Source organism: Teichococcus coralli, from assembly GCF_009829925.1.
GTDB classification, from domain to species: Bacteria; Pseudomonadota; Alphaproteobacteria; order Acetobacterales; family Acetobacteraceae; genus Pseudoroseomonas; species Pseudoroseomonas coralli.
On sequence record NZ_SNVJ01000013.1, the window covers coordinates 57,735 to 83,149 of the forward strand.

The following is a 25,415-nucleotide window of genomic DNA, read 5'->3' on the forward strand; positions in this document are numbered from 1 at the left end:
TCCTCCTACTCCGCCGGCGCGGCGTGCGGGTCGCGGCCCTGGGGGTCACGGCCTTGGGGGTCACGGCCTTGGGGGTCACGGCCTTGGGGGTCACCGCCCTGGGGGTCACGGCCATGCCACCAGCGCTGCACCCGCGCCCGCACCGCCTCCAGCGCCAGGTAGATGGCCGGCGTGGTGAACAGCGTCACCAGCTGGCTGAGCAGCAGCCCGCCGACAATGGAGACGCCGAGCGGCAGGCGCAGCTCCGAGCCGGTGCCGGAGCCCAGCATCAGCGGCAGGGCGCCGAGCAGCGCCGCGGCGGTGGTCATCATGATCGGCCGGAAGCGCAGCAGCGCCGCCTCCACGATCGCCGCGCGCGGCGCCATGCCGTGGTCGCGCTGCGCCTCCAGCGCGAAGTCGATCATCATGATGGCGTTCTTCTTGACGATGCCCATCAGCAGGATGATGCCGATCAGCCCGACCACCGAGAGGTCGAGCCCCCAGAGCCGCAGCGCCAGCAGCGCGCCGATGCCGGCCGAGGGCAGGGTGGAGAGGATGGTGATGGGGTGGATCAGGCTCTCGTAGAGCACGCCCAGCACGATGTAGATCACCACGACGGCCGCCAGGATCAGCCAGGGCTGGCCGGCGAGCGAGGCGTTGAACTCCGCCGCGTCCCCGGCGAAGCGCCCGGCGACGCTGTCCGGCAGGCCGATCTCCCGCTCGGCGGTCTTGATGGCGTCCACCGCCTGGCCGAGCGACATGCCCTCCGCCAGGTTGAAGCTGATGGTCACCGCGGGGAACTGGTTCTCCCGCGTCACCAGCAGCGGGCCGCTGGTGCGGGTGAAGCGGGCGATCTCGGCCAGCGGCACCTGCGCGTTGTCGGTCCCGGCGACGCGCAGCTGGCCGATCGCCGTCGGGTCCTGGCGCAGCCGGTCGGAGGCCTCCAGCACCACGCGGTACTGGTTGCTCTGGCCGTAGATGGTGGAGATCTGCCGCTGCCCGAAAGCGTTGTAGAGCACGTTGTCCACCGCCTGCATGGTCACGCCGAGGCGCGCGGCGCGGTCGCGGTCCACCTGGACGGCGAGCCGCACGCCGTCCTCGCGCTGGTCGGTGGCGACGTCGCGCAGGCCGGGGATCGCGCGCAGCCGGGCCAGCACGCGCGGCGCCCAGAGCGAGAGCGTCGCCGCGTCCGCGTCGGTCAGCGTGTACTGGTACTGGGTGGTGCTGACGCGCGGGCTGATCTGGATGTCCTGCACCGCCACGGGATAGGCCACGGCGCCGGGAATGGCGTCGAGCTTCGGCTTCAGCCGGGCGATCACCCCCTGCGCGTCCAGGTCGCGCTCATCGCGCGGGCGCAGCACGGCGGTGATGCGCCCGGTGTTCTGCGCCGGGTTCAGCGCCCCCGCGCCGGCCACGGCGGTGACGGCGGCGACCGCCGGGTCGGCCCGCACCACGGCGGCGACCCGCTGCTGGATCTCGGCCGAGCGCGGGAAGGAGGTGTCCTGCGGCGCCTCGGTCATGATCTGGATGAGGCCGGTGTCCTGCACCGGCAGGAAGCCCTTGGGCACGACGACGTAGAGCCAGGCGGTCAGCGCCACCGTCGCGGTGGCGACCAGCAGCATCAGCCCCTGGTGGCGCATGGTCACCGCGAGCGCCCGGCCATAGCCCAGCCGCAGCCGCTCAAAGCCACGCTCGAAGCCGGCCGCCAGGCGGGAGGGGCGGTGCCCGGCGCGCAGCACCAGCGCGCACATCATCGGCGTCAGCGTCAGGGAAACCACCATGGAGACCAGCACGGCGGCGGTCAGCGTTTCCGCGAACTCGCGGAACAGCCGCCCCACCACCCCCTCCATGAACAGCAGCGGGATGAACACCGCGATCAGCGACAGCGTCAGCGAGACGATGGTGAAGGCGATCTGCCGCGAGCCCTCATAGGCGGCCGCCAGCGGCTTCTCGCCCTTCTCGATCAGCCGGACGATGTTCTCGATCATGACGATGGCGTCGTCCACCACGAAGCCCGTCGCGATGGTCAGCGCCATCAGCGAGAGGTTGTCGAGCGAGTAGCCCATGACGGCCATGATGCCGAAGGTGCCGACGATGGAGAGCGGCAGCGACACGGCGGGCACCAGCGTCGCCCGCCCGCTGCCGAGGAAGAGGTAGATCACCCCCACCACCAGCGCGACCGCCAGCACCAGCGTGAACTGCACTTCCCGCACCGAGGCGCGGATGGTCTCCGTGCGGTCCGACACCACGGTGAGCTGCGCCCCGGCGGGGATGGCGCTCTCCAGCTGCGGCAACAGGGTGCGGATGCGCTCCACCGTCTGCACGATGTTGGCGCCGGGCTGGCGCTGCACGTCGATCAGCACGGCGGGGTGGCCGTTGAACCAGGCGCCGTTGCGCTCGTTCTCCAGCGACTCCACCGCCTCGCCGACGTCGCGCAGCCGCACCGGGGCGCCGTTCTGCCAGGTCAGGATGATGTCGCCGAACTCGGCGGGCGTGGTGATCTGGTCGTTGGCCAGGATGGAGGAGGCCTGGCGTGGCCCGTCCAGCGAGCCCTTCGGCGAGTTCTGGTTGGCCGCCGTGATCGCCGTCCGCACCGTGTCCAGCCCGATGCCGTAGGCGGCCAGCCGCAGCGGATCGACGCGCAGCCGCACGGCGGGCCGCATGTTGCCCTGCACGGTGACGCGGCCGACGCCGGTCGCCTGGGAGAGCTTCTGCGCCAGCAGCGTGTCGGCAGTGTCCGAGAGCCGCATGATCGGCAGCGTGTCGGAGGTCAGCGCCAGGGTGATCACCGGCGGGTCGGCCGGGTTCACCTTGGAATAGACCGGCGGATAGGGCAGCGTTGAGGGCAGCGTGCCGCGCGCGGCGTCGAGCGCCGCCTGCACGTCCTGCGCCGCCTCGTCGATGCTCTTGTCCAGCCGGAACTGCAGGGTGATGCGGCTGACCCCCGGCCCGCTCACCGAGGACATCACCTGCAGCCCCGAGATCTGCGCGAAGTTGCGCTCCAGCGGCGCGGTGATCAGCACGGCGGCGGTGTCGGGCGAGGCGCCGGGCAGCTGCGTCGTCACCTCGATGGTCGGGAAGTCCACCTCCGGCAGGGAGGAGACCGGCAGGCGCAGGTAGCCCATCAGCCCCGCCAGCAGCACCGCGATGGACAGCAGCGTGGTGGCGACAGGCCGCGCGATGAAGGGGGCGGCGATGTTCACGGCGCGCTCCGGTTGGCTTCCGCCGCCTGCCGCTGCCGCCCGCGCCCGGATTGCGCGCCGGGCTGCCCCTCGCGCGGCGCGCTGCCGCCGGGCGGCGCGGCGCCGGGCGCGTTGCCCTCGGCGATGGCGATCTTGCTGCCCGGGTTCAGCCGCAGCGCCCCGGAGGTCACCACCTGCTCGCCGGGCTGCAGCCCCTCGCGGATGGCGGCCTCGCTGCGCGTCACCGCGCCCAGCACCAGCGGGCGCTGCTCCACCGTGTCGTCCGCCTTGGCGACAAAGGCGAAGGCGCCGTTCGGCCCCTGCTGCACCGCCACCAGCGGCACCACGGTGGCGTCCGGCACCGTCTCGATCCCCAGCCGCAGGCTGACGAAGGCGCCGGGCCAGAGGCGGGTCTCCTCGTTGGGAAACACGGCCTTCACCTTCACCGTGCCGGTGGCGGGGTCCACCTGGTTGTCCACCGTCATCACCGTGCCGCGCGCCGGCGCCTCGGCCTGCGCCACCGGCTGGCTGGCGGTGCCGCCGCTGTCCGTCACGGTCTCCACCGCCACCGGCCCGGCGGCCATGGCGCGCCGCAGCCGCGGCAGCTCGGCCTGCGGGATGGTGAAGTTCACCGCGATCGGCCGCATCTGCGTGATGCTGACGATGCCGGTGGCGTCGCCGGAGCCGACCAGGTTGCCCGGGTCCACCTGCCGCAGGCCGACGCGGCCATCGAACGGCGCGCGAATGGTGGTGTAGTCGAGCTGGGCCTTTGCCGTGTCGATGCTGGCCTGGTCCTGCGCCACCTGCGCCTCGTACATCGCCACCTGGGCGCGCTGGGTGTCCACCTGCTGGCGGGTCACGCCGTTGGCGGCGAGCAGCCCCTGGTAGCGCTTCAGGTCGGTGCGGGCGTTCTCCAGCTGCGCCTGGTCATAGGCCTGCTTCGCCTGCGCCTGGGCGAGCGCCGCGACATAGGTGCGGTCGTCGATGCGGGCCAGCACCTCGCCGGCCTGCACCTCCTGCCCCTCGCGGAACCGCACCTCGGTGAGCTGGCCGGTCACCTGCGAGCGCACCGTGACGCTGTTCAGCGCCTGCACCGTGCCCAGCGCGTCGAGGGTGAGCCGCAGCTCCCTCTGCTGCGCCGCGGCCACCGTCACCGGCACGGCGGTGCCGCCGCGGCCGCGGCCGCCGGGCTGGCCGGGGGTGGTCTGCGCGGCGCTGCGCCCGGCGGGCGCCGCCTCCTGGCGCTGCTGCCAGACATAGGCCCCCGCCCCGGCGCCGAGCGCCAGGACGACCAGGGTGACGAGCAGGGTGCGGGAGCGGGCCATCATGCGATCCGGGTTCATTGGGGCTGCGGCTGCCAGCCGCCGCCGAGCGCGCGGAACAGCGCGACGGCGGCCTGCAGCCGGGCGAGCCGCGCCTGCACCAGGCTGACGCGCGCGGAGAACAGGGTCTGCTGGGTGTTCAGCAGGGTGATCAGCGTGATCGTGCCGGCCCGCAACTGGGATTCGGCGATGTCGTAGGCGCGCTGGGCGCGGGCGGCCGCCTCCTGGCGCAGGGTCTCCTGCGCGGTGGTCTCGCGCAGGGCCACGAGGGCATCCTCCACGTCCTGCAGGGCGGTGACGATGGCACGGCGGTACTCCACCAGAAGCTCCTCCGCCTGGGCGCGGCTGAGCGCCACCCGGCCGCGCAGCGCGCCATCATCGAAGATGGTTTGCGCCAGCCCGGCCACCAGGGAAAAGAACTGCGATTCCGGCAGCAGCAGCATGCCCAGCGCCGCCGACTGCACGCCGCCCGAGGCGCTCAGCGTCACCGCCGGCAGCAGCGCGGCGCGGGCGGCGGCCACGTCGGCATTGGCGGCGGCGAGGGTCGCCTCGGCCGCCTGCACGTCCGGCCGCCGGGCCAGCAGGTCGGCCGGCTGGCCCGGCGCGGCGACCGGGATGCGCAGGCGGTCGAAGGCATCGGGGCTGAGGGCCAGCGCGCTCGGCGGCTGGCCGGTCAGCACGGCCAGCGCGTTGGCGCCCTGCTCGGCGGTCTGCCGCAGGCTGGGGATGCCGGCCTGCAGCTGCGCCACCACCGTCTCCTGCTGCGCCAGGTCGAGCCCGGTGGCGGTGCCGAAGCGCACCTGCTGGCGGATCACCTCCAGGATGCGGCGTGCGGCGGCCAGGTTCTGCTCCTGCACCCGCAGTTCCTCGCGCGCGGCCAGCACCTCGAAATAGGTGTTGGCGATCGAGGCCTCGGTGGTGAGCAGCACGGTGCCCACGTCGAACCGGCTGGCCCGCAGGTTCTGCCGCGCCGCTTCCGTCAGCGAGCGGATGCGGCCCCAGAAATCCACCTCGTAGCCGGCCGAGAGGGTGGCGTCATAGCCGGTGGAGCTGCGCTTGCGCCCGCTCAGGCTGCTCGCCACGCTGCGCTGCTGGGTGACGCCGGTGTCCAGCACGACGGTCGGGAACAGCGAGGCCCCGGCGACGCGGAGCTGGGCATCGGCCTGGCGCACCCGCGCGGCGGCGGCGGCAAGGTCGAAATTTCCCGCCATGGCCGCCGCCATCAGCCGGTCCAGCTCCGGCGCGCTGAAGCCGGTCCACCAGTCCGGGTCCGGCCAGCGGGCGGGGGCGGCGGCATCGGCGTTGCGGAAGCGGGCGGTGGCGTCGAGCCCCGAAAGCACCGGCTCCGGCCGCGGCCCGCAGGCCGCCAGGGCGCCGAGCAGCAGCAGCGCCCATCCGGCCCGCCCGCGCGGCGCCGCACCCGTCGTCGAGGAAGCCGTCATGCTAGTCCCGCTCACCCCTGTGGCGCCGCGAGTCGCGCGCCATGTCCTCGGCGATCAGCCGCCGCCCCTCGGGCGAGACGGCCGTGAGGCCCGTCGCCAGGCTGTCCTCGAAAAGCCGCCCGAACTCGCCCCAGCGCTCGCGGGACGCCGCCATGGCGGCGCGCAGCGCGGCGGGGTCGAAGGGCTCGCGGGTGAGCGCGGCGCGCACCGCCGCGTGGCTCTCCCGCACCGCCGCGCGGGCCGCCTCGTAGCCTGGCCTGCCTTTCTCCATGCTGCGCTGGAACACGCTGCGGTCGGGCTCGGGCAGGATGCGCTCGAGATGCGCCTGCATCCGGCTCACCGGCGGCAGGTCGGGCCCGGAGCGCCACCAGAGCACCCCGCCAAGCACCAGGTTCAGCGCCAGGGACGCGCCAAGGAGCCCCTTCAGCAGCACGGGGGAACCATCGGCACGGATCATTCGGCGGTTTCCATCATCGCCAGCATCCGGGGGGCGCCGAGCACCTCCTCCGGTGCGGGCTGCGGCATGCGGCTGAGCCAGAACCCGCAGGCGGCGAGCGTCACCAGCGCGCCGCAGCCCGCCGGCAGCCAGGGCCGCAGCCATTGCAGCACGCCGCCGCGCCCCGCCTGCGGCGGCACGGGCATGCGGGCCACAGCGCGCCCGACATGGGCGCGCATCCGCGCCAGCGCCTCCGGGCTGGGGCCGGGCAGGCTGTCGCGCAGCGCTGCGTCCAGCATCCGCGCCTCGGCCTGCAGGCCGCGCGCCGTGGCGGAGCGTTCCAGCAGCGCCCGCGCCGCGGGAATGGCCTCGGGCGGCCAGCGGGCCGGTTCGGCGCCGTGGGTGTCCAGCAGCCGGGCGAAGTCGTCGAGCCGCATCGGCATCATTCCTCCTCCCCGCGCAGCCGGGCGGCGAGGAAGCGGCGCGCGCGGCGCAGCAGCCCCTCCAGGGCGCGGGTCGAAACCGAGAGCGCCGCCGCCGCCTCCGCCCCGCTCAGCCCCTGGTCGTAGGCGAGGGCGAGGGCGGCGCGCTGGCGCGGCGGCAGTTCCTCCAGCGCCGCCGCGAGCAGGGCATGGCGCTGGCGGGCATCCAGGGTGGCCTCGGGGCCGGGTGCCGGGTCCGGCGCCTCCGCGACCGTGGCGAGCGGTTGGAAGCGGGCGCGGCGGACACGGTCGATCGCCAGGTTGGCGGTGATCCGGTAGAGCCAGGTGCCGAGCCGCGCCCGGCCGGGGTCGAACCTGGCGGCGTTCTGCCACAGCCGCAGCATGGCCTCCTGCGCCACCTCCTCCGCCTCGGCGGGCTGGCCGGTGACACGCAGCGCCACGCGGTAGAGCAGCGGCAGATGCCGCCCCGCCAGCGCGTCGAAGGCGCGCCGGTCGCCCTCCGCCGCCCAGCCGAGCAGCACCGCGTCCTCCGCCGCCGACAGGTCGCGCGCCAGCGGGGCTTCGGCGCCCGGAGCAGGCGTGGACCGTTTGGCGATGGAGGCCTCCCAGGGGACAAGGGGGCGGAGGGAAAGGGTGAGGGCGTTCGGCATGGGGCTCGCTTCGTGCCCCTGATACGGGGGTGAACGCCGAAACCCACGCCGCGGCAACCGGAATTTTTTCGCCTTCTGGTGGAAAAAGATTGGGGGAAGGAATTCTCCCAAACCCCCATCTTTATTCTGCAAGTTTGTGGTCGCAGTCGCCGGGGCTGCTCCAGCCCCGGCGCGGGCGTGCGCCGCCAGCGCTTTCAAACCGACAGAAAAAAGAAGAGGGAGTCTCGGAGGAGAATTCATTCTCCCCCGGCTCTGCCCTTCAGGCCCGCTGGGGCACGCCTTCCGGCGTCCGGTCGGCTTCCTGGAACATCCGCCGCAGCAGCAGCAGGTAGGAGAAGGCCTCGCAGCCGTAGAGAAAGACGTAGCCGGCGATGAAGCGCTCGATTGACCAGCCCTGCAGCGCCGTGACGAGCGAGAAGACCAGCATCGCGGCGAGGGTGAGCGAGGCGCGGCGGGCCAGCGCGGCGAGGCGGCCGATGCCGGCCAGCACCATGCCGCTCGACACCTGCACCAGCATCAGCGCCAGCATGGCGCAGATCGCCGCCCGCATCCCCGGCGAGACGACGCCGGGATGGCCGAGCAGCACGCCGAAGAACTGGTCCCCGAACAGGCCGATGACGGCGGCGCCCGCCAGCGCCGGGATGGCGCCGACCGCGAAGGCCATGCGCGTCCAGCGGCGCAGCGCCGCCGCGTCCCCGGCGTGCCAGGCGCGGGTCTGGTGCGGCAGCATGGTCTCGGTGACGGTGAAGTAGGCCGTCGTGGCGAAGCGGGTCACCTTGTAGAACATGTCGAAGGCGACCAGCGCCAGCGCGTCCCCGTGCATCAGCGGGATGGCGTAGTAGGGAAAGATCAGGATCAGGAACTCGGAGAAGGACAGCGCGGCGGAGGCGGCGATGCCGTGCAGGTCCCCCCGCAGCGTGCGGAAGCCGCGGCCGATCCGCGCGCCGCTGAGGAAGCCGAGCCGCCGCCGCGCGACGACGAAGAGCACCACCAGGCCGGACAGCCAGAGCACCACGAAGCTCGCCGCATAGGCCATCAGCGGCAGGCCGACCACCAGCGCGGCGGTCAGCGCCAGCAGCAGGGTGCGGCGTGCGCAGTCGATCGCCTCGGTCAGCACATAGGCGTCGAAGGCGTTGGTGGCGAGGCGCAGCACCATCCAGGGCAGCGGCAGCACCGAGCCGGCGAAGAGCAGCAGGTAGATGGGGCGGTACTGCGCGTCCCCCAGGCCGAAGCCCCAGACGGCGGCGGCGAAGATGCCGGTGGCCGCCACCGCCACCGCCGCATAGGACCAGAGCGCCGCCGCCACCGCGCTGCCGAGATCGGCGCGCGAGCTGTTCTCGGGGTGCAGGTAGTTCTCCCGCAACTGGCCGAACAGGCGGATGGAGATGCCCAGGTCGGCCTGCAGGATCAGCGAGGCGAAGGCGATCACGGTGGCGAAGAAGGCGTAGCTCTCCAGCCCCACGATGCGCACCAGGCTGTAGGCCAGCAGAAAGCTCCAGAGCGTGGCGAGGCCCGTGTTCGCGGCCTTCAGGACAAAGAAGGTGAGCGACTTGCGGGCCGCCTTCTTGCTCAGCATCAGCGACGCTCCAGCAGGCGTTCGATCCGGTCGCGCAGGCGGTGGCGCCCGGCATGGGCGGCGAACTTGCCGCTGCGCAGCCACTTCACAACCTGCGGCGGCAGCGACGGCGAGCGCAGCTTGGCCACCACCGAGATGGCGTTCGCCTCCGGCGCCAGGTCGATCAGGAAGCCGGCGGCGAGGGCGCGGGTGCACCACTCCAGGTCCTCCACCTCGTCCCAGGCGACGTCCTCGTTGAGCGGGCAGCGCGCATGCACGTCCTTGCGCACCATGAACACCCCCCCATCCACATAGGGCGTGCCCTCGGCGTAGAGGTCGAGATAGCGCTCGGCCGGCACGCGGCGCAGGCTGGAAGGGGTCAGGCGCGGCGCCTGGCCGGGCAGGCTCGGGTCATGCACGCCGAGCGAGAGGTAGTCCTCCCGCCCGCCCGGCCCGTCAGCGAAGACCCGGGGCGCGATGATCTCGAACTCCTCCGGCACATGGCGCAGCGTGTCGGGCGCCAGCAGCACGCGGGTGTGCAGCACCAGCACGCGCGGGCCGCGCAGGGCGCGGATCAGCGCGTTCTTCTTGCCGCAGATCATCACCCGCGGTCCGGGCGGCATCTCGTAGGGCAGGTAGCGCACCTGGCGGTAGCCGCTGATGCTGTCGCCCGCCGCCGCCGGGCCGCAGACCACGATCTCGCCGTGCCGCTCCGCGCTCAGCTCGGGCTGGCCCAGCAGCGCGTCGAGGCACTGCCGCAGCCGCGGCAACTCCGCCTCCTGCCCGGAGAACACCACCCCCGCGCCCCAGCCCGGCGGTGTCGGCGGCCGGATCCGGCGCAGCTCGATCTCGCCGGCGGCGCTGTCCAGCCGCACCAGCTCGGCCTCGCCCGCCAGCAGCTTGAAGGTCCATTGCCGGACCATCTTGCCCGAGACGAAGCGTGGCCAGAGGTCGAAGACGTTGGGCGAGGCGTCCCGCACCAGCAGCGTGCCGCCGGGCACCAGCGCCCAGGCGGCATATTTCAGCGCATGCGGCAGCAGGTTGCGGTAGATCAGCCGCCGCGTCTCGACCACCACGCGCGAGAGACCGTGCATCGCCTTGAGGCGGTACAGGTCCTCGCGGCCGGTGACGACGAACTCCCTCATGGGATTCTGCTCCGCGCTGGATGGGGCGCCCGCATGCCCGCCGCTCCTCAGGCCGGACCGACGATGCCGCGCGCCCAGTCGCGGAAATCCGCGAAGGCGTGGAAGGTGCCGTCGATGCCCTCGTGAAGCTGGTTGTGGCCGCTGCGGTCATGCACTTTCTGGAAGGTGGCGGCGTTCAGCACCTGCTTGCTCGCCACCACGTCGCATTCGGCATCGCCGATGAACCAGACCCGGTCCTGCCGGGTGATGCCGAGCTTGGCGGCGGCGGCCTCGAAAGGCCGCAGCCCGACCTTGTCCACCCCCGTCTCCTCCGAGGTGACGACAACGTCGAAATAGCGGTCGATGCCGAAGTAGATCAGCTTGCGGAACTGGATCTGCGCGGTGAGGTCGGTGACCAGCGCCAGCGGCAGGCCGGCGGCGCGCAACTCGATCAGCGTGTCCTCCGCGCCGGGGTAGAGGCGGGCGGTGGTGAGCAGCGTGCGCCAGTAGGTCTGCTCCAGGTCGAGCGCCATGGCCGGCTGGCTGCTCAGGCCGAGGATCTCGATGGTGCGCTGGAAGTAGAGCAGCCGGCTATGCGCGCTGGCGGTCTCCCCCAGCGCCGCCTTCACAGCCTTGCGCGCCTGGCCGAAGGCCTCATCGAACTGCGGCGCGCTGACGCGCAGCGAGCGCTCCACCTTGATGCGCACCGCCGCCATCGCCCGCTCATGCGGCTGGCGATAGGCGTAGAGCGTGTCGTCCAGGTCGAAGAGGATGGCCCGCGGCCTTTCACGGGTGGCGTCGGGGTTCAGAAGTCGCATCCTCGTTCCTCAGCGGCGTTTCGGCGTCAGCTCGGCGAGCTGAAGCAGGACGACAAGCTGCATCATCCCGGTCATCCCCGCCTGCCAGGCGGGATTGCGGGCGAGCAGCTCCTCCAGCTCCGGCACCAGCTGGCGCGCGGTCATGTCGATATCTTCCGGCTGCACGTCGCTGCCGTCCACGACCAGCTCCGCCATCCCCTGGCTGCTTGCCTGCGAGACGTCCACCTGCGCGCCGCAGAGCGCGATCAGGTAACGCGCCAGCCGGTCGAGATTGGTGGCGCGGCGCATCTGCACCCGCAGCTTCAGCGGCACCGGGCCGAGATAGCCCGGGTCCTCGATCGCTTCCGGGTCCGCCGGCAGCAGGGAGAAGACGACGTCGGCATGTTCCCGCTGCGGCTGGACGAAGTCCTGGAAGTCGGGCACCCGCCGCTCGATCGAGGCCAGCACCTTCTCCTGGCTGTGGCCGCGCTGCAGGACGTCCCGCCGCAGCTTGAAGAAGCGGCGCAGCGCCTCGTCCATGTCGAGATAGATGGCGACGTCCAGCCGCTCGCGCAGCGCGATCGGATAGAGCGCGTGCAGCCCCGTCACCATCACCAGGTCGCTGGCCTGGATGCGCCGCGGCGGGGTGAAGAGGCCGGTGGCGTGGTCGTAGTGTCGGCAAAGGATCGGCCGCCAGGCGATCAGCTGCAGCGCGTCCCGCGTGAAGGCCTCCAGGTCGTTGGCGCGCGGGTCCAGGTGGGTGAAGGCCTGCCACAGCTTTCCGCGCCGCTCGAACAGGTGGTAGTCGTCGCCGGAGATGCCGGTGACGGCGCCTTCGCCGAACAGCCCGGCCATGGCGAGCGCCAGCGTGTCCTTGCCGGTGCCGCTGTCGCCGGCGATGCCGATGGCGAGCGGCCGCTGCGAGAGGCCGAAGAAGTCGTTCTCCTCCAGCCCGCGGCGCAGCATGTTCAGCGCCAGCACGATGCCGATGCCGGTCAGCACCGAGAAGGCGAAGGAGGTGAGCCGCAGCGCCCAGGTGGCGTCCTCCGGCATCAGCGGCGTCAGCCCCGGCGCCAGGCCGAGCAGCGGGATGCCCGGCATCGGCGTGACGATCAGCTTGTGCACGATGAAGGCGGTGGCGAAGGCCATCACCAGCATCGCGCCCCGCCGGCCGGCGCGCAGGCGGTAGGCCACCAGGAAGGGCACCACCCACATGTACCAGCCGACCGCCGAGGGGGTCAGCAGCAGCACGGCGAGGTAGACGACGCCGAGCACCGTGTAGAGCAGGTTGAAGTTCATCCGCCCGACCTGCCAGGCGCCGTAGAGGCCGAGCAGGTAGAAGACCGGCATGATGTAGAGCTTGTGGCCGGCGCCGGCGGTGATGTCGACGTCGAGGATCGAGATCATGCCGGGATTGGCGACCAGCAGCTTCGGGTTCACCAGCAGCATCTGCTGCACCGCCGGCGAGAAGAGCAGCGGCAGCCCGACCAGCACCGCCGAGACGAGGCCGGTGCTCACCAGGAAGCGCGGCAGGGTGTCGCGGTGGCGCCGGTGGCTCCACAGGAACACCACCAGGAAGGGCAGGATGGCCAGGATGCTGATCTTGGCGCCGATGCCGAGCCCGAGCATCACGCCCGCCCGCCCGGGCTGGCCCTGCCGCAGCAGCACCAGCGAGAGCACCATCAGCACCGTCGGCACCACGTCGGTGTCGCCGTGCCAGTAGGTGATGAACAGCACCAGCGGGGAAAGCCAGTAGGCGAGGAGGAGGCGGTCCTCCGAGCCCTGCTGCATGTGCCGCAGCGCCAGCAGCAGCCCGTAATCCGCCACCAGCAGGCTGAGGCCGAGGCCGATCTGCGCCAGCGTCGAGCCGCTGCCCGCCACCCAGTCGAACAGCATGCCCACCGCCACGAAGGGCGCGTGGAACAGGTACATCACCGGCCCGGCGAAGAAGGCGGGCAGCTCGCCCACCTGCTGCAGGTAGCGGCTCCAGGGGTCCAGCGTCGGCGCGGCAAGGCTGCGCGCCATGAACGGCGTGTACCAGCCGGCCTGCAGCGCCGGCACCAGCAGCAGGATCGCCGCGATCCGCAGCGCCAGTCCGAGATGGAACCAGGGGTTGCGGCGGAGATCGGTCGGGATCAACGCCACTGCTCGGGGCGCTTGGTGCAGACCGCCTCGGCGGTGATCCCCTCGCGCGCCAGCAGCGCGCGCAAGGCGGGGATCTCGTCCTCGCCGGTGCGGCCCTGCAGCTCGGGCGAGACGAGGCAGAGCTTCAGGCCGGCCTCCTGCAGCCGCGCGGCGTCGCGCCGGTCGAGCGGGAAGCGGGTGAAGCAGTCCACCCAGACCCAGTCGATCTTGCCGGCCAGCGTCAGGGCCGTGTCGATCGACTCGAACTCCGAGACGCGCACGGCGCAGCGCCGCTCGCCGCGCCTGGCGGTGCGCACCAGGAAGGGAAAGGACTGGTCGAGGAAGAAGAAGTCCTCGATGCCGCGCGCGGCCATCAGCGCCAGCAGCCGGTCCTCCAGCCCCTCCTCCTTGACGTTGAGGATCAGCGTGCCGTGGCGGTAGGCGGCGAGCCATTCCTCGAAGTCCAGCGCATCCGCCACGAAGGGGTCGTGGTGGATGACGAGCTTCGGCCCCTGGCTGCGGATGTCCACCTCCACGCCGTGTTCGGTCGGCGTCTCGGCGAGCTGCTCCAGCGTGTTGCGGCGATGCGCGATCAGGATCATCGGTCGTGCTCCGGCGGTGGCGCGGTCGTCAGGATGCTTGCCAGGCGGCGGCGCGCGGCGGGCGCGGCGGCCGGGTCGCGGCATGGCGCGCCTCCAGCGCTGCCACGGCCGGCGCCGGCACGCGGCGGTCGCGCTCCAGCCGGTAGGGGTGCTGCGGCCATTTGTGGAAGCAGGACTGCCAGTATTCGAAGGTGCGCAACTCGTCCGGCGTGCCCCAGCCGAGGTAGTGCGCCACCTCGAAGAGGCGGCAGTCCAGCCCCAGCGCCACGGCGTCGTTGATGCAGGTGTCGATGTAGAACTCGCCGTTCACCCGCGCTTCCCGGCCGATCATCCGCTCCGCCGCGGCGACGAAGTCGCGCGCGCGGCGGAACGTGAAGGCGCCGATGACGATCGGGTCGGTTGCCGGGTCGCTCAGCGGCTCCTTCACCGCCACCCGGCGGATGCGCCCCTCCTCGCCGGCCTCGATCCAGCCGTAGGCGGTGGGCTTGCGCTTGGCGGCGGGATGGCCGCGCACGCCCCAGACCAGCACGTCCGGCCCGCCCTCGGCCATCAGGTCGGCAAAGGCGTCGGCGTCGAACAGCACGCCGTTGTCGCAGGCGCCGATGGTCAGCGGCCGTTCGGGGTTCAGCCCCTCCATCCCGGCGAGGCAGGTGCGCGCCTGGCCGTCGGTCAGCGTGTCGAGCAGCACCGTCTCGCAGCCCGGCACGCCGGCCGCCAGCGCCGCGGTGATGGCGTCGAGCGCGGGCAGGTCGCGCCGCAGGATGAAGCGCGTGCGCGGCGCGAAGGGCAGGTCGGCGGCGGCCTGCACCGCCATCGGCCGGCCGGAGACGGCGATCAGCGGCTTCGGCTCGTCGTAGCCGGCATCGCGGAAGCGCTGCCCGGCGCCGGCCATCGGCACCAGCACGGTGCCTTCCTGGGCGGGCGGCATCGGCGCGTCCACCAGGCCGGCGAAGGCGCGCGACCAGCGCTGGTACTCCTCCAGGTCGGCCGGCGTGCCCCACTGCATGAAGTGCTGCAGCGGATAGACCGCGACCGGCAGCCCGTCGGCGAAGATCGGCTTGTAGACCAGGCTGGCGTAGTACTCGCCGTTCACCTGGATCTGCTGCCGCATCGTCTCCTCGCAGTATTTCCGCATCAGCGCGGCGGAGGCGAAGTAGTAGGTGCCGCTGGAGGCGTATTCCTCCATCGGCCGGTCGGTGAAGGGCTGCTTCTCCTGGATGTCCTTCGCCCAGCCGTTCTCCTCGCGCAGATAGGCGTAGAAGGTGGAGCCGAGCGAGTGCGGGTGGAAGCCGCGATAGGCGGGGATGGCGCCGGCGCAGTTGGTCTCCTGCACGAAGGCCTTGAAGTCCTGCCAGTCCCAGAAACAGGTGAAGTCGCAGTAGTTCACCACCACCGGCCGGTCCGGGTCGAGCCCGTCGGCCGCCTGCAGCACGGCGTGCACCGGGCCGAGCTTGTGCGGCGCGATGCCCAGGATGCGCCCGGTGGGGCAGAGCTGCCGCAGGATCGCCTCCATCCGGTAGGAGGGCTCGGCGAGGTGGTCGGCGTTGCAGATGAAGGTGACGTCGGCCTCGCCCGGGAAGAGGTCCAGCACATGGGCGATGATCGGCTTGCCGTCCACCTCGATGAGCGGCTTCGGCACGGCATAGCCCGCGCGCCGGAAGCGCTCGCCGAAGCCGGACATCGGGATGACGATCTGCATGGGGGGTGGTTCCGTCACTGTTCGGCGGTGTTGAGCGACTGGCGGTATTTCTCGGCGTCCCAGTCCAGCAGCTCGGCTTCCTGCCCGGCGCTCAGGAAGACCAGCGGCGCGGCCGGGTCAAGCCGCGGCAGCACCAGGCCGAGGCAGGCCGCCATCTCCTCGGCGCCGGCCCCGAGATCGGCGCGCAACAGCGCGCCGGCGCCCTCGACCAGCAGGAGCGCAGGCAGGTGCCCGCCGGCGGCCGCCAGCCAGGGCTCGGCCCGCTCCGGCGGCAGCACGGGAAGCGGCGAGGCTCCCAGGAACACAACATGGTCCGGGTAGAGCGACCCGCGCCCCGCGGCCGCGGCGCTGGCCGGATCGGTGGCGGCGGCATGCGCCTCGGCCAGCCGCGCCGGCCGGTATCGCCCGGCCGAGCGGGCGGCGAGCCGCTCCAGGGCCGGCAGGTCCGCCGCCGGCGCCGGGCGGGCGGGAACCGCCAGCCGGCGCTCGACCTCCGCCAGCAGCGCTTCGGCGGCCTCGGTGCTCCCGGCCCCCACCACCAGCCCGTGGTTGCCCAGCACCAGCACGTCCGGCGCCCCTTGCAGCCGCGCCTGCACCGCGCGGGTCAGCGGCAGGCCGGGCTTGGCATAGGGCACCCAGGCCCAGCGCAGCCCCTCCAGCCGCTCCGCCACCAGCTCCGGCCCGTCGCGCCGCACCGCGAAGGCGATGGCGTTCACGGAATGCACGTGCACCACCACCGCATGCGGCAGCAGCGCGTGCAGCGTCGTCTCGATCGAGGGGCGCAGGGCGCCGGCGGGGTCGAGCCGCGCCGGCATGGCCGGCTCCGCCTCGTCCGCGGCCATGCGCCGCCGCAGCTCGGCCAGGTCGAGGCCCACGAAGATCGGCTGGCGCTCCGCCGCGGCGAGCCAGGTGCCGGAGGCCTTCACCCACAGCTCCGCGTCGCCGCGCTTGAGCGAGGTATTGCCGCCGGCGCCCTGGATGAGGCTGCGCTCCGCCCCCAGCCGCGCCGAAAGGGCGGCCAGTGCGGAGAGCGCGGGGTCGGTGAGGGGCGCGCCACTCATCGCCACGCACCGTTTGCCGGACACGCGGCGCCCGCCGCCCCGAAGGAAGGGCGCAGGGCGCGCGCGGCCGGCTCGGGCCTCGGTTCCGTCATTGCGGTTTATCCTGCTGAAGTCGTGGGGTCAGGCTCGATCGCCGCTGACCGTCTCCTTGACACGGGTAGGACTGCCATGGATCGCCGCGGCGCCTTCGGCGCCCGCTTGCGGCCCTTCCTGCCGCGCGAGAATGGCATCACGAAGGCAGCGGCCGCGCTCACGCCAGTCGAAGGCGTGCTCGGCCGCGCTGAAAGCCCGCTGCTGCTGCGCATTGAGCGTCGCCATGTCGTCGATCCGCCGCAGCACGCGCTCCAGCAGCCCGTCCAGGTCCGGCTCCAGCAGCATCTCGGCCTGCACCGCGTCCGGCAGGCCGCTGGCGCAGACGGAAAGCGCCGCGACCGGCACGCGGTTGAACACGTATTCCAGCAGCTTCATCTTGAAGCCGCCGCCGATCGGCTCCGCCAGCACCGCCATGCGCGCACCGGCCAGATGCGGCGCGGGATCCTCCACGAAGCCGGTGAAGCGCGCCGCCTTGTAGCGGCCTTCCAGCGTGCGGCGAAGCTCGTCCGGCATGTCGCCGACCACCTGGATGGCCACGCCCGCGCGCGCCAGCACCGGGTCGGCCTTGTCCAGGAAGATGCGCAGGTTCGCCTGCTTGGCCGACCAGCGATAGGAGCCGAACAGCACCACCGCGCGCGGCGTCTCCGGCGTGATGCTGCGCGCGGCCACGCGCACGCCGTCGTAGCCCGGCACCAGCGGCAGCATGGCGACGCCCGGCGCGTTGGCGGCGAAGAGCTCCGCATCCGCCTGGGTGATGGTGGTGACGAGGTCGCTCTGCCGTGCGATCCAGCGCTCGAACCAGCGCGTCTTCAGCCAGTTCTGCGCGAGGTAGAGGCGCTTGCCGGCCGAGTTGCCGGAATCGCGCCACTGCATCTCGGTCACGCTTTCCTCATGGTCATGCGTGACGAAGACGAAGACCGGATTGCTGCCGGCGAAGAGGTGGCGGTGCCGCAGCACCCAGCCCATGCCGTACTGGTCCACCACCACGGCCTGCCAGGGCCCCTGCCGCGCCAGCTTCGCCAGCTCGGCGCGATAGGAGGCCGTGTCGTGCCGCGCGGCGACCAGCGGCATCCGGCTGGCCAGCGCCGGCAGCCGCGCGCGCGGCGCGCCGGGCACGGTGTGCCAGGTGATCCCCGGCATCGGCTGCGGCGGCACCTCGGCGGCGTAGCCGGCGAAGGTGACCTCCACGCCGGCGCCGGCCAGCGCGCCGGCCAGCTTGGCCGTGTAGATGCGGTCCCCCGCGGTCCAGGGAAAGGGAAGGGCACGGGCGAGCCAGAGGCAACGGGTCATTCGGCAAGCTCCGCCAGCCGGCCGGCCGCCGGCGCGGCATCCCGCGCCGCCTCGGCCTTCAGGTGGTCCGCCAGCCGCAGCGCCAGGGCGACAATGGTCAGCGTCGGGTTGGCATGGCTGCAGGTCGGGAACACCGCGGAGCTGGCGATGTAGAGGTTGGGCACGCCATGCACGGCGCAGTTGGCGTCCACCACGCCCTGGCGCGGCGACTCCGCCATGCGCGCGGTGCCGATATGGTGGCCGCCGACAGGCGTGGAGGCGCGCACCTCGGCCTCGAGGGTGGCGTCGTCGAAGTCCAGCCGCGCCACGCCGGAGCGGGCAAAGGCGTCGCGCGCCAGGCGCATGGTGCGCACCAGGCTGTCCACATCCGCCGGGTGCAGCCGCCAGTCCACCCGCAGGCGCGGCAGGCCGAAGGCGTCCTTCTCCTGCCCGAGGGTGACGCGGCTGTCCGGGTTCGGCACCTGCTCGGCATTCACGTCGAGCGGATAGCTGCCGTCGCGCGCGCGCACCACCACGAAGGGCAGCTTGCGGCTGGCGAAGGTGCGCTTGCGCAGCCATTTCTGGCCGAAGTTGAGCACGCCCGGCGAGTCCCGCAGCACATTCGCCGCATGCGCGAGCCAGAACCGCGTATCGCGCGTCATGCGGCCGCGATTGGCGATCTCGATGGTCGCCAGCTTGCGGCGGTATTCCGGCAGGATGGCGTCCTTCACCAGGTACATGGCGGAAAGCACGCCGCTGCCATGCGCGGGATCGGCGATCAGCGGGTAGTGCAGGCGGAAGATGGTGTTGAGCAGCCCCTCGCGCCGCTGCGCCGCCTCGGAAAGGCCGAACTTGCGGCGGACATAGGTGCCGTCGGCGGTGACCTCGAAATCCAGCGCGACGGGTCGGTCCGCCGGCAGCAGGCGCAGCCGGCCCAGCGTGTTCTCGGCATGGCACATGTAGAAGCGGCCGAGCGCGCCGCCCTCGTTGCCCAGCCCGCCGCGGCGGGAGGCATCGGAAGCCATCAGCAGCCGCGGCACGTCCAGGCCACCGGTGGCCAGCACGTAGCGCCGCGCCCTGACGGTGAAGCCGCGCCCCGGCGCGCTGGCGCCTTCCAGCACCTCCACCGGCCCGCCATCCGCCACCAGCCGCACCGCATGGGCGTTCAACAGCACGCGCACCCGCGGCGAGGCCGCCAGCTGCGCGGCATTGGCCTTGCCGAAATCCGTCGGCCGGCTGAAGCGCTCGACGCGGTCCGCCGTGATGTCCGGGTCGTGGAAGCCGGCGATGGTGGGCGGCGCCTCCGGCCCCAGCGCCTCCGGCACGCCATAGGCATAGGCACCGGCCTCGAAATACGCCTGCGCTTTCGGGTACCAGGCGCTGAGCGCCTCCCAGCCGATCGGCCAGCCGCTTTCCGGCACCCAGGCGCGGCGCTCCAGGTCGATCGGATCGAACGGCACGCAGCGGCCGCCCCAGATCGAGGTGGCGCCGCCCAGCACGCGGCGGCGGTACATGTGCGGCGGCGAATGCACGCTGCCTTCCGCGACCTCGCCGCTCAGCCCATCCTGCGCGGCGGCGTCGAACTTGCGGCCACCGGCCTCCAGCAGCAGCACGGAAAGGCCGGAGCCCTCCAGTGCGCAGGCCAGCGAAATCCCCGCCGCGCCGCCGCCGGCGATGCAGAGATCCGCCTCCAGCACGGCGCCGGGGGGAAGGGAGAGAGCGTCAAGGATCACGTTGCAGCTTCCACCGTCCGGGTGCGTTGCGCGAAGCCCAGCGCCTCGTCCAGATGCGCCGCCGAGGTTGTGCCGACCAGCGCGAGCGACTGCGGCAAGGCCAGCGCCGCGCGGATCGCCGCCTCGCGCGCGGCGGCGGTGGCCGGCCGGCCGGCGAAGATCTCGCGCAGCATCAGCCCGACGCCCTGCCGCGCCGCCGCTTCCATCTCCGGCCGCAGGGCCTCGGCCAGCTCCAGCGGAACCTGCAGCGCCGCCACGGCGGGCAGGCGCAACGCGGCGCGAACGCATTCGGCGTCGTCGCAGGAGACGCCCCAGGCGCGCAGCTTGCCCTCCTGCACCAGGCGGTTGAGCAGCCCGGAGAACTCGGCGCGCTCGACCACGGCGGCCGAGGGGCTGTGCAGCAGGAAGAGATCGACGCGCTCCACCTGCAGCCGCCGCAGGCTGCCCTCGATGGCCCGCTGCAGGTGCGCCGGCGAATAGTCGCGCGGCAACGGCGCGGCGCGGCGGCTGGCGATCGCCTCCTTCAACCCGGGCAGGCGCCGCGCGAGCTGCCGCAGCGGCGCCTTGGCCAGCGCCGCCATCCGCTGGGCGGGGGTGAAGCGCTGCCCCGCCTTGGTGACGATCACGGCCTCCTCGCGCCGGCCGCGCAGCGCGGCGCCGATCAGCCGCTCGCTCTCGCCCTGGCCATAGATGTCGGCGGTATCGAACAGGGTGACGCCGGACTCCAGCGCATGCCGCACGAGCCGCTCGGCCGCGGCGTCGGTGCAGCCGCCGAGGGTCGAGCCGAGGCGGCTGCAGCCAAGCCCGATGGCGGAGGCCCGCAGCCCGCTGCGTGGCCCGAGGGAAAGGGTGGGAAGCGTCATGACACCGGCCGCATCAGGGGTGAGGTCCAGTCGTCCCGGGCCTGGACGGAGGCGGCGGACGGGCGTTTCGGCAGCACGCAGAAGATCAGGATCCAGACATGCAGCCGTGGGTCGAGGAGCATGCCGCCGAAGGTGAGATAGCCGATCAGCACGGACCAGGCCACCCAGCGCGACGGAACGCCGCGGAACAGCGAGATCAGGAAGAAGGGCCAGAACACCGCCGAGCCGAGCAGCCCGTATTCAAAGACCATCTTCACCCAGGCCGGGTCATGCGCCTCATAGGGCACCAGCTTGACATACTGGGGGTAGGCGCCGGGGCCGAAGCCGAAGATCACGTCCTTCGCCGAGTCCAGCAGGAAGGCGCCCACCACCCAGGCCCCGGCAATGAAGCGGGCATTGGCGCTCGATCCCTCCGAGCCGAACTCGTTCACGCGGCTGAGCAGCGCGTCCAGGTTCCACAGGCTGCCGGTGACCAGGGCCACCACCAGCAGCACCAGCCCGCCGGCGATGGCGCCATAGGCGCGCAGGTGGAGCAGCAGCCAGGGCAGGATGAAGAGCAGCAGCACCAGGCCGGTGCCGGAATAGGAGGTGGGCAGCGCCAGCCCAAAGACCAGCAGCCGCCAGGTCACCCCGAAATACAGCAGCTCCAGGATGACGGCCATCGCCAGGTACTGCGAGAAGGTCGAGGGCTCGACCAGGAAGAAGCCGTTGCTCTTGAAGTAGGGCGAGTTCCAGCTCAGCGGGTTGGCGGTGTGGAACCCCGGCAGCAGCAGCCAGTCCGGCACGATCCCCTTGAAGCTGAACGGAATCGGGTTGCCGATGACGAACTGCGTGACGAACTGCAGGATGCCGAACAAGGCGCAAACCAGCACCATCGCCTGGAAGGCGCGCACGCAGGCCTCGAACACCCCCTCGCTGTTGCGCAGGGAAAGGATGAAGGGCGCGTAAATCAGTAGAAACAGCGCCAGAGAGGGCACCGAGGCGAAGCCGGCATTGATCGCCGTGCTCAGCGAGGCCGCCGCGGCCAGCAGGAAGAACAGCACGGTGCGCACGGGGTCGAGGGTGATCGCCCCGCGCACCGCCATCACCATGAGCGCGAAAACCGTCACCAGCAGGTTGATGGCGAGGCCGTCATCCCCAATCGGAAGCGCGAAGCGCTGCAGGAAGATGGAGGCGAACAGCGCGGTGATCAGGCAACGCCGGACCACCGCCGCCTCGCCCTCATCGGCGGAAAGGCCCTGGTGGAGCCCAGCGCCATCCATGGCAAGGGGCGGCATCATCGGCCTGCGCGCCCCGCCGCGCCCAAAGCCGCCGCACCCAAACCTGTCACACCAAGACCGGCCGCACCAAAAGTTGCGTGAGCTGCCATTGCCTCAGCCCCCCGCAACCGGCAAATTCGGCCCCAGGAGCGGGCCTCCCCGCGAGCCGGGGAGAACCGCGTTCCGTGCAACGGAAACGCAGCCAAGAACACGAGCATTCCGTCCTCCAGGCACTCGGCGCATCAGGTTCGCTTCCTTTTGTCGCACTGAGCGGCAGCCTGGTTGCCCACGGCGCAAACAAGCAAAGAAAGCCGATCCGTGATCCTCGAACACGCCTCTGGTTGTGTACCGAGGCAGTTTTTCGATCTCCAGCCACGTTCGTGTGAGCGTGAGATGATTATTTGGACAGGCTTGCTCCGTTCATGTTTAGTGAAAGCACATAGGACCCCTGGCTGCGCCGTTGTCATGCCCTGCATGGCTGTTCTGCACGGCTCCGGGTGACCAGCACCGAGATTGTCGAAGTGGCCTCATGAGGCAAACGATATGCGCCTGACTGATCTCCTGAGTCTGTTGTGGCGGCGCAAGCTGACGCTTGCCCTTTCCGTCATCGTCGCCGCGCTGCTCGGCTTCGCGATGACGAAATCACTGCCCGACCGCTTCGCCAGCGAGGGCCTGCTGCTGGTGGAGAGCCGCGAGCAGGCCATCCCCGAGCTGAACCAGATGGCCGCGCTCAACGCCCCCGGCCCCGCGCGGGTCCGCACCGAGGCGGACATCCTCCGCTCGCGCCAGCTGGCCGAGGACGTGGTCCGCTCGCTGGGGCTCAACGAGCAGCCGGACGAGCCGCCGGGCATGCTGGCGGCGCTGCTGACGCCGGTGACCGCCTGGGTGCATTCCGCCGTCACCTCGCTGAACGGCTGGGCGGGGGAGACGCTCGGCACCTCCGTCCCGCTCGGCGGGGCCGGCGAGGAGCCGGCGCGCCCCACCGACCGGGTCGGCGTGGCGGTCGAGAAGCTGCAGAAGAACATCGAGATCCGCACCACGGAGAACAGCAACGTGGTGGCGGTGCGCTACTTCGCGGATTCGCCGAAGGAAGCGGCCGACGTCGTCAACACGCTGATGGAGCGCTACATCTCCCAGGAGGTGATGGCCAAGCGCGACACCACGCTGCAGGCGAATGTCTGGCTCACCGAGCGCCTGAACGCCCTGCGCGAGGAGGTTGAGGGCGCCGACCGCAAGGTGCAGGACTACCGCCGCCAGAGCGGCCTGCTGGAGACCGCCCAGGGCGCCGTCACCAGCGTGCAGGTGAGCGAGCAGCAGGGCCGCCTGGCCGTGGCCCGGCAGGAACTGTCCCGCGCCCAGGCGGCGCTGGACAGCGCGCTCCGCTCCGGCCAGAACGGCAATGCCGCCAGCGAGACACTCAGCTCCAACGTGATCCAGAGCCTGCGCGACCGCGAGGCCGAGATCGGCTCCCGCGCCGCCAGCCTGGCGCAGCGCCTCGGCTCCCGCCATCCCGACCGGCTGGCCGCCGAGGCCGAGCTGCGCGACGTCCGCCGGCAGATCGGCGCCGAGATCAACAAGATCGTCGCCTCGCTGCGGCGTGACGTGGATGCCGCGCGCGACCGGCTGGCCGATTCGCAGTCCGCCCTCGACAGCTCGGTCAAGACCGCCCGCACCAGCGCCACGGCCGAGGTCGGCCTGATGCAGCTGCAGCGCGAGGCCGATGCCAAGCGGCAGATCTACCAGGCCTTCCTGACCCGCGCGGAGCAGACCCGCCTCGCCTCGGCGCAGTTCCCGATGGCGCGCGTGATCTCCCCGGCCGTGGCGCCTTTCCGCCCGAGCGGCCCGCCCGCCTCCGTTGTCGCTGCCTTCACCGGCTTCGCCGCGCTCTTCCTGGTGGGTGGCTTCCTGGTGCTGCGCCGCCTGCTGCACGGCACGATCAACTCGGTGCAGGACCTGGTGACCATCACCGGCGTGCAGAATGTCGGCAGCCTGCCGGCGCTCGGCCGCAGCCGGAAGAACCGGATGCCGGCCGTGGTGCTCGACCAGGGCCAGTCCGGCATCGCCGAGACGCTGCGCGCGCTGCGCCTCAGCATGCAGGCGGTCGCCGGCGGGGGGCCGGCCAACACCGTGCTGGTCACCTCCTCGGAGGCCGGTGACGGCAAGAGCACCGTCGCCGCCTCCCTGGCCCGCCTCTCCGCCGCGGACGGGCTGCGTGTGCTGCTGATCGAGACCGACATGCGGCGCCCGCAGCTTTCCTCCCATTTCGGGGCGCCGCCGCCGGGCCGCAGCATCGAGGCCGTGCTGAACGGGGAAACCCGCTTCGAGGACGCGGTGCAGGTGGATGAGCGCTCGGGGCTGCATGTGCTGCTCTCCGACCGTTCCTCCTCCAACCCCCAGGCGCTGATCGAGTCCCGCCAGTTCGCCGAGCTGGTGAGCCGCGCACGCCGCGAATACCGCCTGGTGGTGCTCGACAGCCCGCCGATCATGCGCGTGGCCGACGCGGTGGTGCTCTCGCAGCACAGCGATGCCGTGCTCTTCGCCGTGGGCTGGGAACGGGCTTCCCGCACCGTCGTCATTGAGGCGATGCGGCGCCTGCCGCGTTCCATGCGCGCCCGCGTGGCGACCGTGATGACCCGGGTGCGCCCGGGCCGCCTGGACCCGCTGGGCTACTACGAGGGCTATGCCAAGAGCAGCTCGCCCGACCTGAAGCGCCTGCCGGCACCGACCGCCTGAGGCTGTTCCTGGATCGTGCTGGAGGGGGCGGGGAGAAGGAATTCTCCCCGCCCCCTCTTTTTTCCGCCTTGTCACGTTGATCCGGCGGGCCTGCGGCGGGTTCGCCTGCCGCCAGCGCAACGCCTCCTCGCGGCGCAGGACATGCCGGGAGGAGGGAAGGCCCCACCGGCGGCAGCGCGTCCGAACCCTGGTTCTTCCGCCGGCTTTCAGCCTCGCATGCGGCGAAGTCGGTCCCGACCACCCCGTGGCCGGGGCCGCCGAGGCGGCTTCACCTCTGGCGCGGGCCTCGGGCCCCCAGCCCTGGAGAGTTGCTGGAAAAGAAGAGGGGGGTTCTGGGGGGAGGGAATTCATTCTCCCCCAGCTCCGCCCGCGTGAACCGCCCCGAAGTCCCGGCGCGCAAGCGAAAGGGCCGGGGAGCTTCCGCTCCCCGGCCCTTCAAGCCAGCCTTGCCGGTATCGGCAGGCTCAGAAGCGGCGCTCGAACACCGTGATGACGTCGCCCGGCTGCAGCAGCGAATCACGCTCGCCGCGATACTCCTGCGGCACGCCGTTCTGGTCGAGACGGGTGATGGAGACGTAGTCGTCGATGGCGCGGTAGTTGAAGCCGCCCATGGTGGCCACCGCCGAGAGCACCGACATGCCGGGCTGGTAGGGCGTCTGGCCGCCGCGCTCGACCATGCCGAGCACGAAGACGGGGCGGTACTGAAGGACCTCCACCGCCGCCGAGGGATCGTTGAACAGGTTGCGGCTGCGCAGCGCCCGCTCGATCGACTGCTCCGCCTCGGTGGTGGTGCGCCCCACGACCGGAACGGCGCCGACCAGCGGCAGGGCGATGACGCCCGAGTCGCTGACGCGGAACTCCCCGGTCAGCCGCGGGTCGTTGAACACCGTCACGCGCACCTGATCGCCAGGCCCGAGCTTATAGGTGGTGGTTGTGCTGCTGGCTGTTTGCGGGAGCGGCGGCAGGCCGGCACCCGGCGAGGCGCAGGCGGCCACCAGGAGCGAAACGCCAAGTGCCACTCCACGCAGCGCCACCGGCGCGGCTGAGGC

General features: G+C 72.0%; 19 protein-coding genes. 1 reads left to right on the top strand and 18 read right to left on the bottom strand.

Annotation, left to right across the window (positions count from 1 at the left end):
• Positions 1–5: 5 nt before the first annotated feature.
• From E0493_RS15015 to E0493_RS15095, 17 genes are all read right to left on the bottom strand, one after another.
• Positions 6–3,182, bottom strand: a complete 3,177-nt coding sequence (locus E0493_RS15015) for an efflux RND transporter permease subunit (RefSeq protein WP_160937999.1) — start codon at positions 3,180–3,182, stop codon at positions 6–8.
• Positions 3,179–4,489, bottom strand: coding sequence for an efflux RND transporter periplasmic adaptor subunit (locus tag E0493_RS15020; protein WP_160938001.1), 1,311 nt, complete (start codon positions 4,487–4,489; stop codon positions 3,179–3,181). The genes E0493_RS15015 and E0493_RS15020 overlap by 4 nt, the downstream gene beginning before the upstream one ends.
• Before the next feature lie 11 nt (positions 4,490–4,500).
• A complete protein-coding gene (locus E0493_RS15025; protein WP_160938003.1) occupies positions 4,501–5,925 on the bottom strand; it encodes an efflux transporter outer membrane subunit in 1,425 nt (474 codons plus the stop codon).
• A gap of 1 nt (position 5,926) precedes the next feature.
• The gene (locus tag E0493_RS15030) at positions 5,927–6,382 is read right to left on the bottom strand and encodes a periplasmic heavy metal sensor (RefSeq protein ID WP_160938004.1); all 456 of its coding nucleotides are present in this window, start codon (positions 6,380–6,382) and stop codon (positions 5,927–5,929) included.
• Positions 6,379–6,798, bottom strand: coding sequence for a hypothetical protein (locus tag E0493_RS15035; protein ID WP_160938006.1), 420 nt, complete (start codon positions 6,796–6,798; stop codon positions 6,379–6,381). The genes E0493_RS15030 and E0493_RS15035 overlap by 4 nt, the downstream gene beginning before the upstream one ends.
• A gap of 5 nt (positions 6,799–6,803) precedes the next feature.
• Positions 6,804–7,454, bottom strand: coding sequence for a sigma-70 family RNA polymerase sigma factor (locus E0493_RS15040; protein WP_160938008.1), 651 nt, complete (start codon positions 7,452–7,454; stop codon positions 6,804–6,806).
• Positions 7,455–7,713: 259 nt separating this feature from the next.
• Positions 7,714–9,030, bottom strand: coding sequence for a hypothetical protein (locus E0493_RS15045; protein ID WP_160938010.1), 1,317 nt, complete (start codon positions 9,028–9,030; stop codon positions 7,714–7,716).
• Positions 9,030–10,154 (bottom strand): hypothetical protein, encoded by a 1,125-nt coding sequence (locus E0493_RS15050; protein ID WP_160938012.1) that lies wholly within the window; start codon positions 10,152–10,154, stop codon positions 9,030–9,032. The genes E0493_RS15045 and E0493_RS15050 overlap by 1 nt, the downstream gene beginning before the upstream one ends.
• Before the next feature lie 47 nt (positions 10,155–10,201).
• Positions 10,202–10,951, bottom strand: a complete 750-nt coding sequence (locus tag E0493_RS15055; protein ID WP_160938014.1) for an HAD family hydrolase — start codon at positions 10,949–10,951, stop codon at positions 10,202–10,204.
• A 9-nt stretch (positions 10,952–10,960) separates the two neighbouring features.
• Entirely contained in the window at positions 10,961–13,069 is a 2,109-nt protein-coding gene (locus tag E0493_RS15060; RefSeq protein ID WP_160938016.1) for a nucleoside/nucleotide kinase family protein, read from the bottom strand.
• Positions 13,066–13,740, bottom strand: coding sequence for a phosphatidylinositol-specific phospholipase C/glycerophosphodiester phosphodiesterase family protein (locus tag E0493_RS15065; RefSeq protein WP_235913797.1), 675 nt, complete (start codon positions 13,738–13,740; stop codon positions 13,066–13,068). The genes E0493_RS15060 and E0493_RS15065 overlap by 4 nt, the downstream gene beginning before the upstream one ends.
• Entirely contained in the window at positions 13,685–15,355 is a 1,671-nt protein-coding gene (locus tag E0493_RS15070) for an NTP transferase domain-containing protein (protein ID WP_160938020.1), read from the bottom strand. Before E0493_RS15070 ends, E0493_RS15065 begins: the two co-directional genes overlap by 56 nt.
• A 14-nt stretch (positions 15,356–15,369) precedes the next feature.
• A complete protein-coding gene (locus tag E0493_RS15075; RefSeq protein WP_160938022.1) occupies positions 15,370–16,416 on the bottom strand; it encodes a class II aldolase/adducin family protein in 1,047 nt (348 codons plus the stop codon).
• Between the two features lie 120 nt (positions 16,417–16,536).
• Entirely contained in the window at positions 16,537–17,799 is a 1,263-nt protein-coding gene (locus tag E0493_RS15080) for a glycosyltransferase (protein WP_160938024.1), read from the bottom strand.
• A complete protein-coding gene (locus E0493_RS23920; RefSeq protein ID WP_160938026.1) occupies positions 17,796–19,511 on the bottom strand; it encodes an FAD-dependent oxidoreductase in 1,716 nt (571 codons plus the stop codon). The genes E0493_RS15080 and E0493_RS23920 overlap by 4 nt, the downstream gene beginning before the upstream one ends.
• Positions 19,508–20,374, bottom strand: coding sequence for an aldo/keto reductase (locus E0493_RS15090; protein WP_160938028.1), 867 nt, complete (start codon positions 20,372–20,374; stop codon positions 19,508–19,510). The genes E0493_RS23920 and E0493_RS15090 overlap by 4 nt, the downstream gene beginning before the upstream one ends.
• The gene (locus tag E0493_RS15095) at positions 20,371–21,654 is read right to left on the bottom strand and encodes a hypothetical protein (RefSeq protein ID WP_160938030.1); all 1,284 of its coding nucleotides are present in this window, start codon (positions 21,652–21,654) and stop codon (positions 20,371–20,373) included. Before E0493_RS15095 ends, E0493_RS15090 begins: the two co-directional genes overlap by 4 nt.
• A 522-nt stretch (positions 21,655–22,176) precedes the next feature.
• Here E0493_RS15095 and E0493_RS15100 point away from each other — a divergent pair.
• Entirely contained in the window at positions 22,177–24,366 is a 2,190-nt protein-coding gene (locus E0493_RS15100) for a GumC family protein (RefSeq protein WP_160938032.1), read from the top strand.
• Between the two features lie 464 nt (positions 24,367–24,830).
• Here E0493_RS15100 and E0493_RS15105 read toward each other — a convergent pair whose 3' ends face one another.
• Positions 24,831–25,385 (bottom strand): polysaccharide biosynthesis/export family protein, encoded by a 555-nt coding sequence (locus E0493_RS15105; protein WP_367614521.1) that lies wholly within the window; start codon positions 25,383–25,385, stop codon positions 24,831–24,833.
• Between the last annotated feature and the right edge of the window lie 30 nt (positions 25,386–25,415).

Excerpts from the sequence above, each read along its gene's own strand:
- E0493_RS15020 (WP_160938001.1), bottom strand. The coding sequence starts at position 4,489 with ATGATGGCCCGCTCCCGCACCCTGCTCGTCACCCTGGTCGTCCTGGCG.
- E0493_RS15025 (WP_160938003.1), bottom strand. The coding sequence starts at position 5,925 with ATGACGGCTTCCTCGACGACGGGTGCGGCGCCGCGCGGGCGGGCCGGA.
- E0493_RS15030 (WP_160938004.1), bottom strand. The coding sequence starts at position 6,382 with ATGATCCGTGCCGATGGTTCCCCCGTGCTGCTGAAGGGGCTCCTTGGC.
- E0493_RS15035 (WP_160938006.1), bottom strand. The coding sequence starts at position 6,798 with ATGCGGCTCGACGACTTCGCCCGGCTGCTGGACACCCACGGCGCCGAA.
- E0493_RS15040 (WP_160938008.1), bottom strand. The coding sequence starts at position 7,454 with ATGCCGAACGCCCTCACCCTTTCCCTCCGCCCCCTTGTCCCCTGGGAG.
- E0493_RS15045 (WP_160938010.1), bottom strand. The coding sequence starts at position 9,030 with ATGCTGAGCAAGAAGGCGGCCCGCAAGTCGCTCACCTTCTTTGTCCTG.
- E0493_RS15050 (WP_160938012.1), bottom strand. The coding sequence starts at position 10,154 with ATGAGGGAGTTCGTCGTCACCGGCCGCGAGGACCTGTACCGCCTCAAG.
- E0493_RS15055 (WP_160938014.1), bottom strand. The coding sequence starts at position 10,951 with ATGCGACTTCTGAACCCCGACGCCACCCGTGAAAGGCCGCGGGCCATC.
- E0493_RS15065 (WP_235913797.1), bottom strand. The coding sequence starts at position 13,740 with ATGCCGCGACCCGGCCGCCGCGCCCGCCGCGCGCCGCCGCCTGGCAAG.
- E0493_RS15070 (WP_160938020.1), bottom strand. The coding sequence starts at position 15,355 with ATGCAGATCGTCATCCCGATGTCCGGCTTCGGCGAGCGCTTCCGGCGC.
- E0493_RS15075 (WP_160938022.1), bottom strand. The coding sequence starts at position 16,416 with ATGAGTGGCGCGCCCCTCACCGACCCCGCGCTCTCCGCACTGGCCGCC.
- E0493_RS15080 (WP_160938024.1), bottom strand. The coding sequence starts at position 17,799 with ATGACCCGTTGCCTCTGGCTCGCCCGTGCCCTTCCCTTTCCCTGGACC.
- E0493_RS15090 (WP_160938028.1), bottom strand. The coding sequence starts at position 20,374 with ATGACGCTTCCCACCCTTTCCCTCGGGCCACGCAGCGGGCTGCGGGCC.
- E0493_RS15095 (WP_160938030.1), bottom strand. The coding sequence starts at position 21,654 with ATGATGCCGCCCCTTGCCATGGATGGCGCTGGGCTCCACCAGGGCCTT.
- E0493_RS15100 (WP_160938032.1), top strand. The coding sequence starts at position 22,177 with ATGCGCCTGACTGATCTCCTGAGTCTGTTGTGGCGGCGCAAGCTGACG.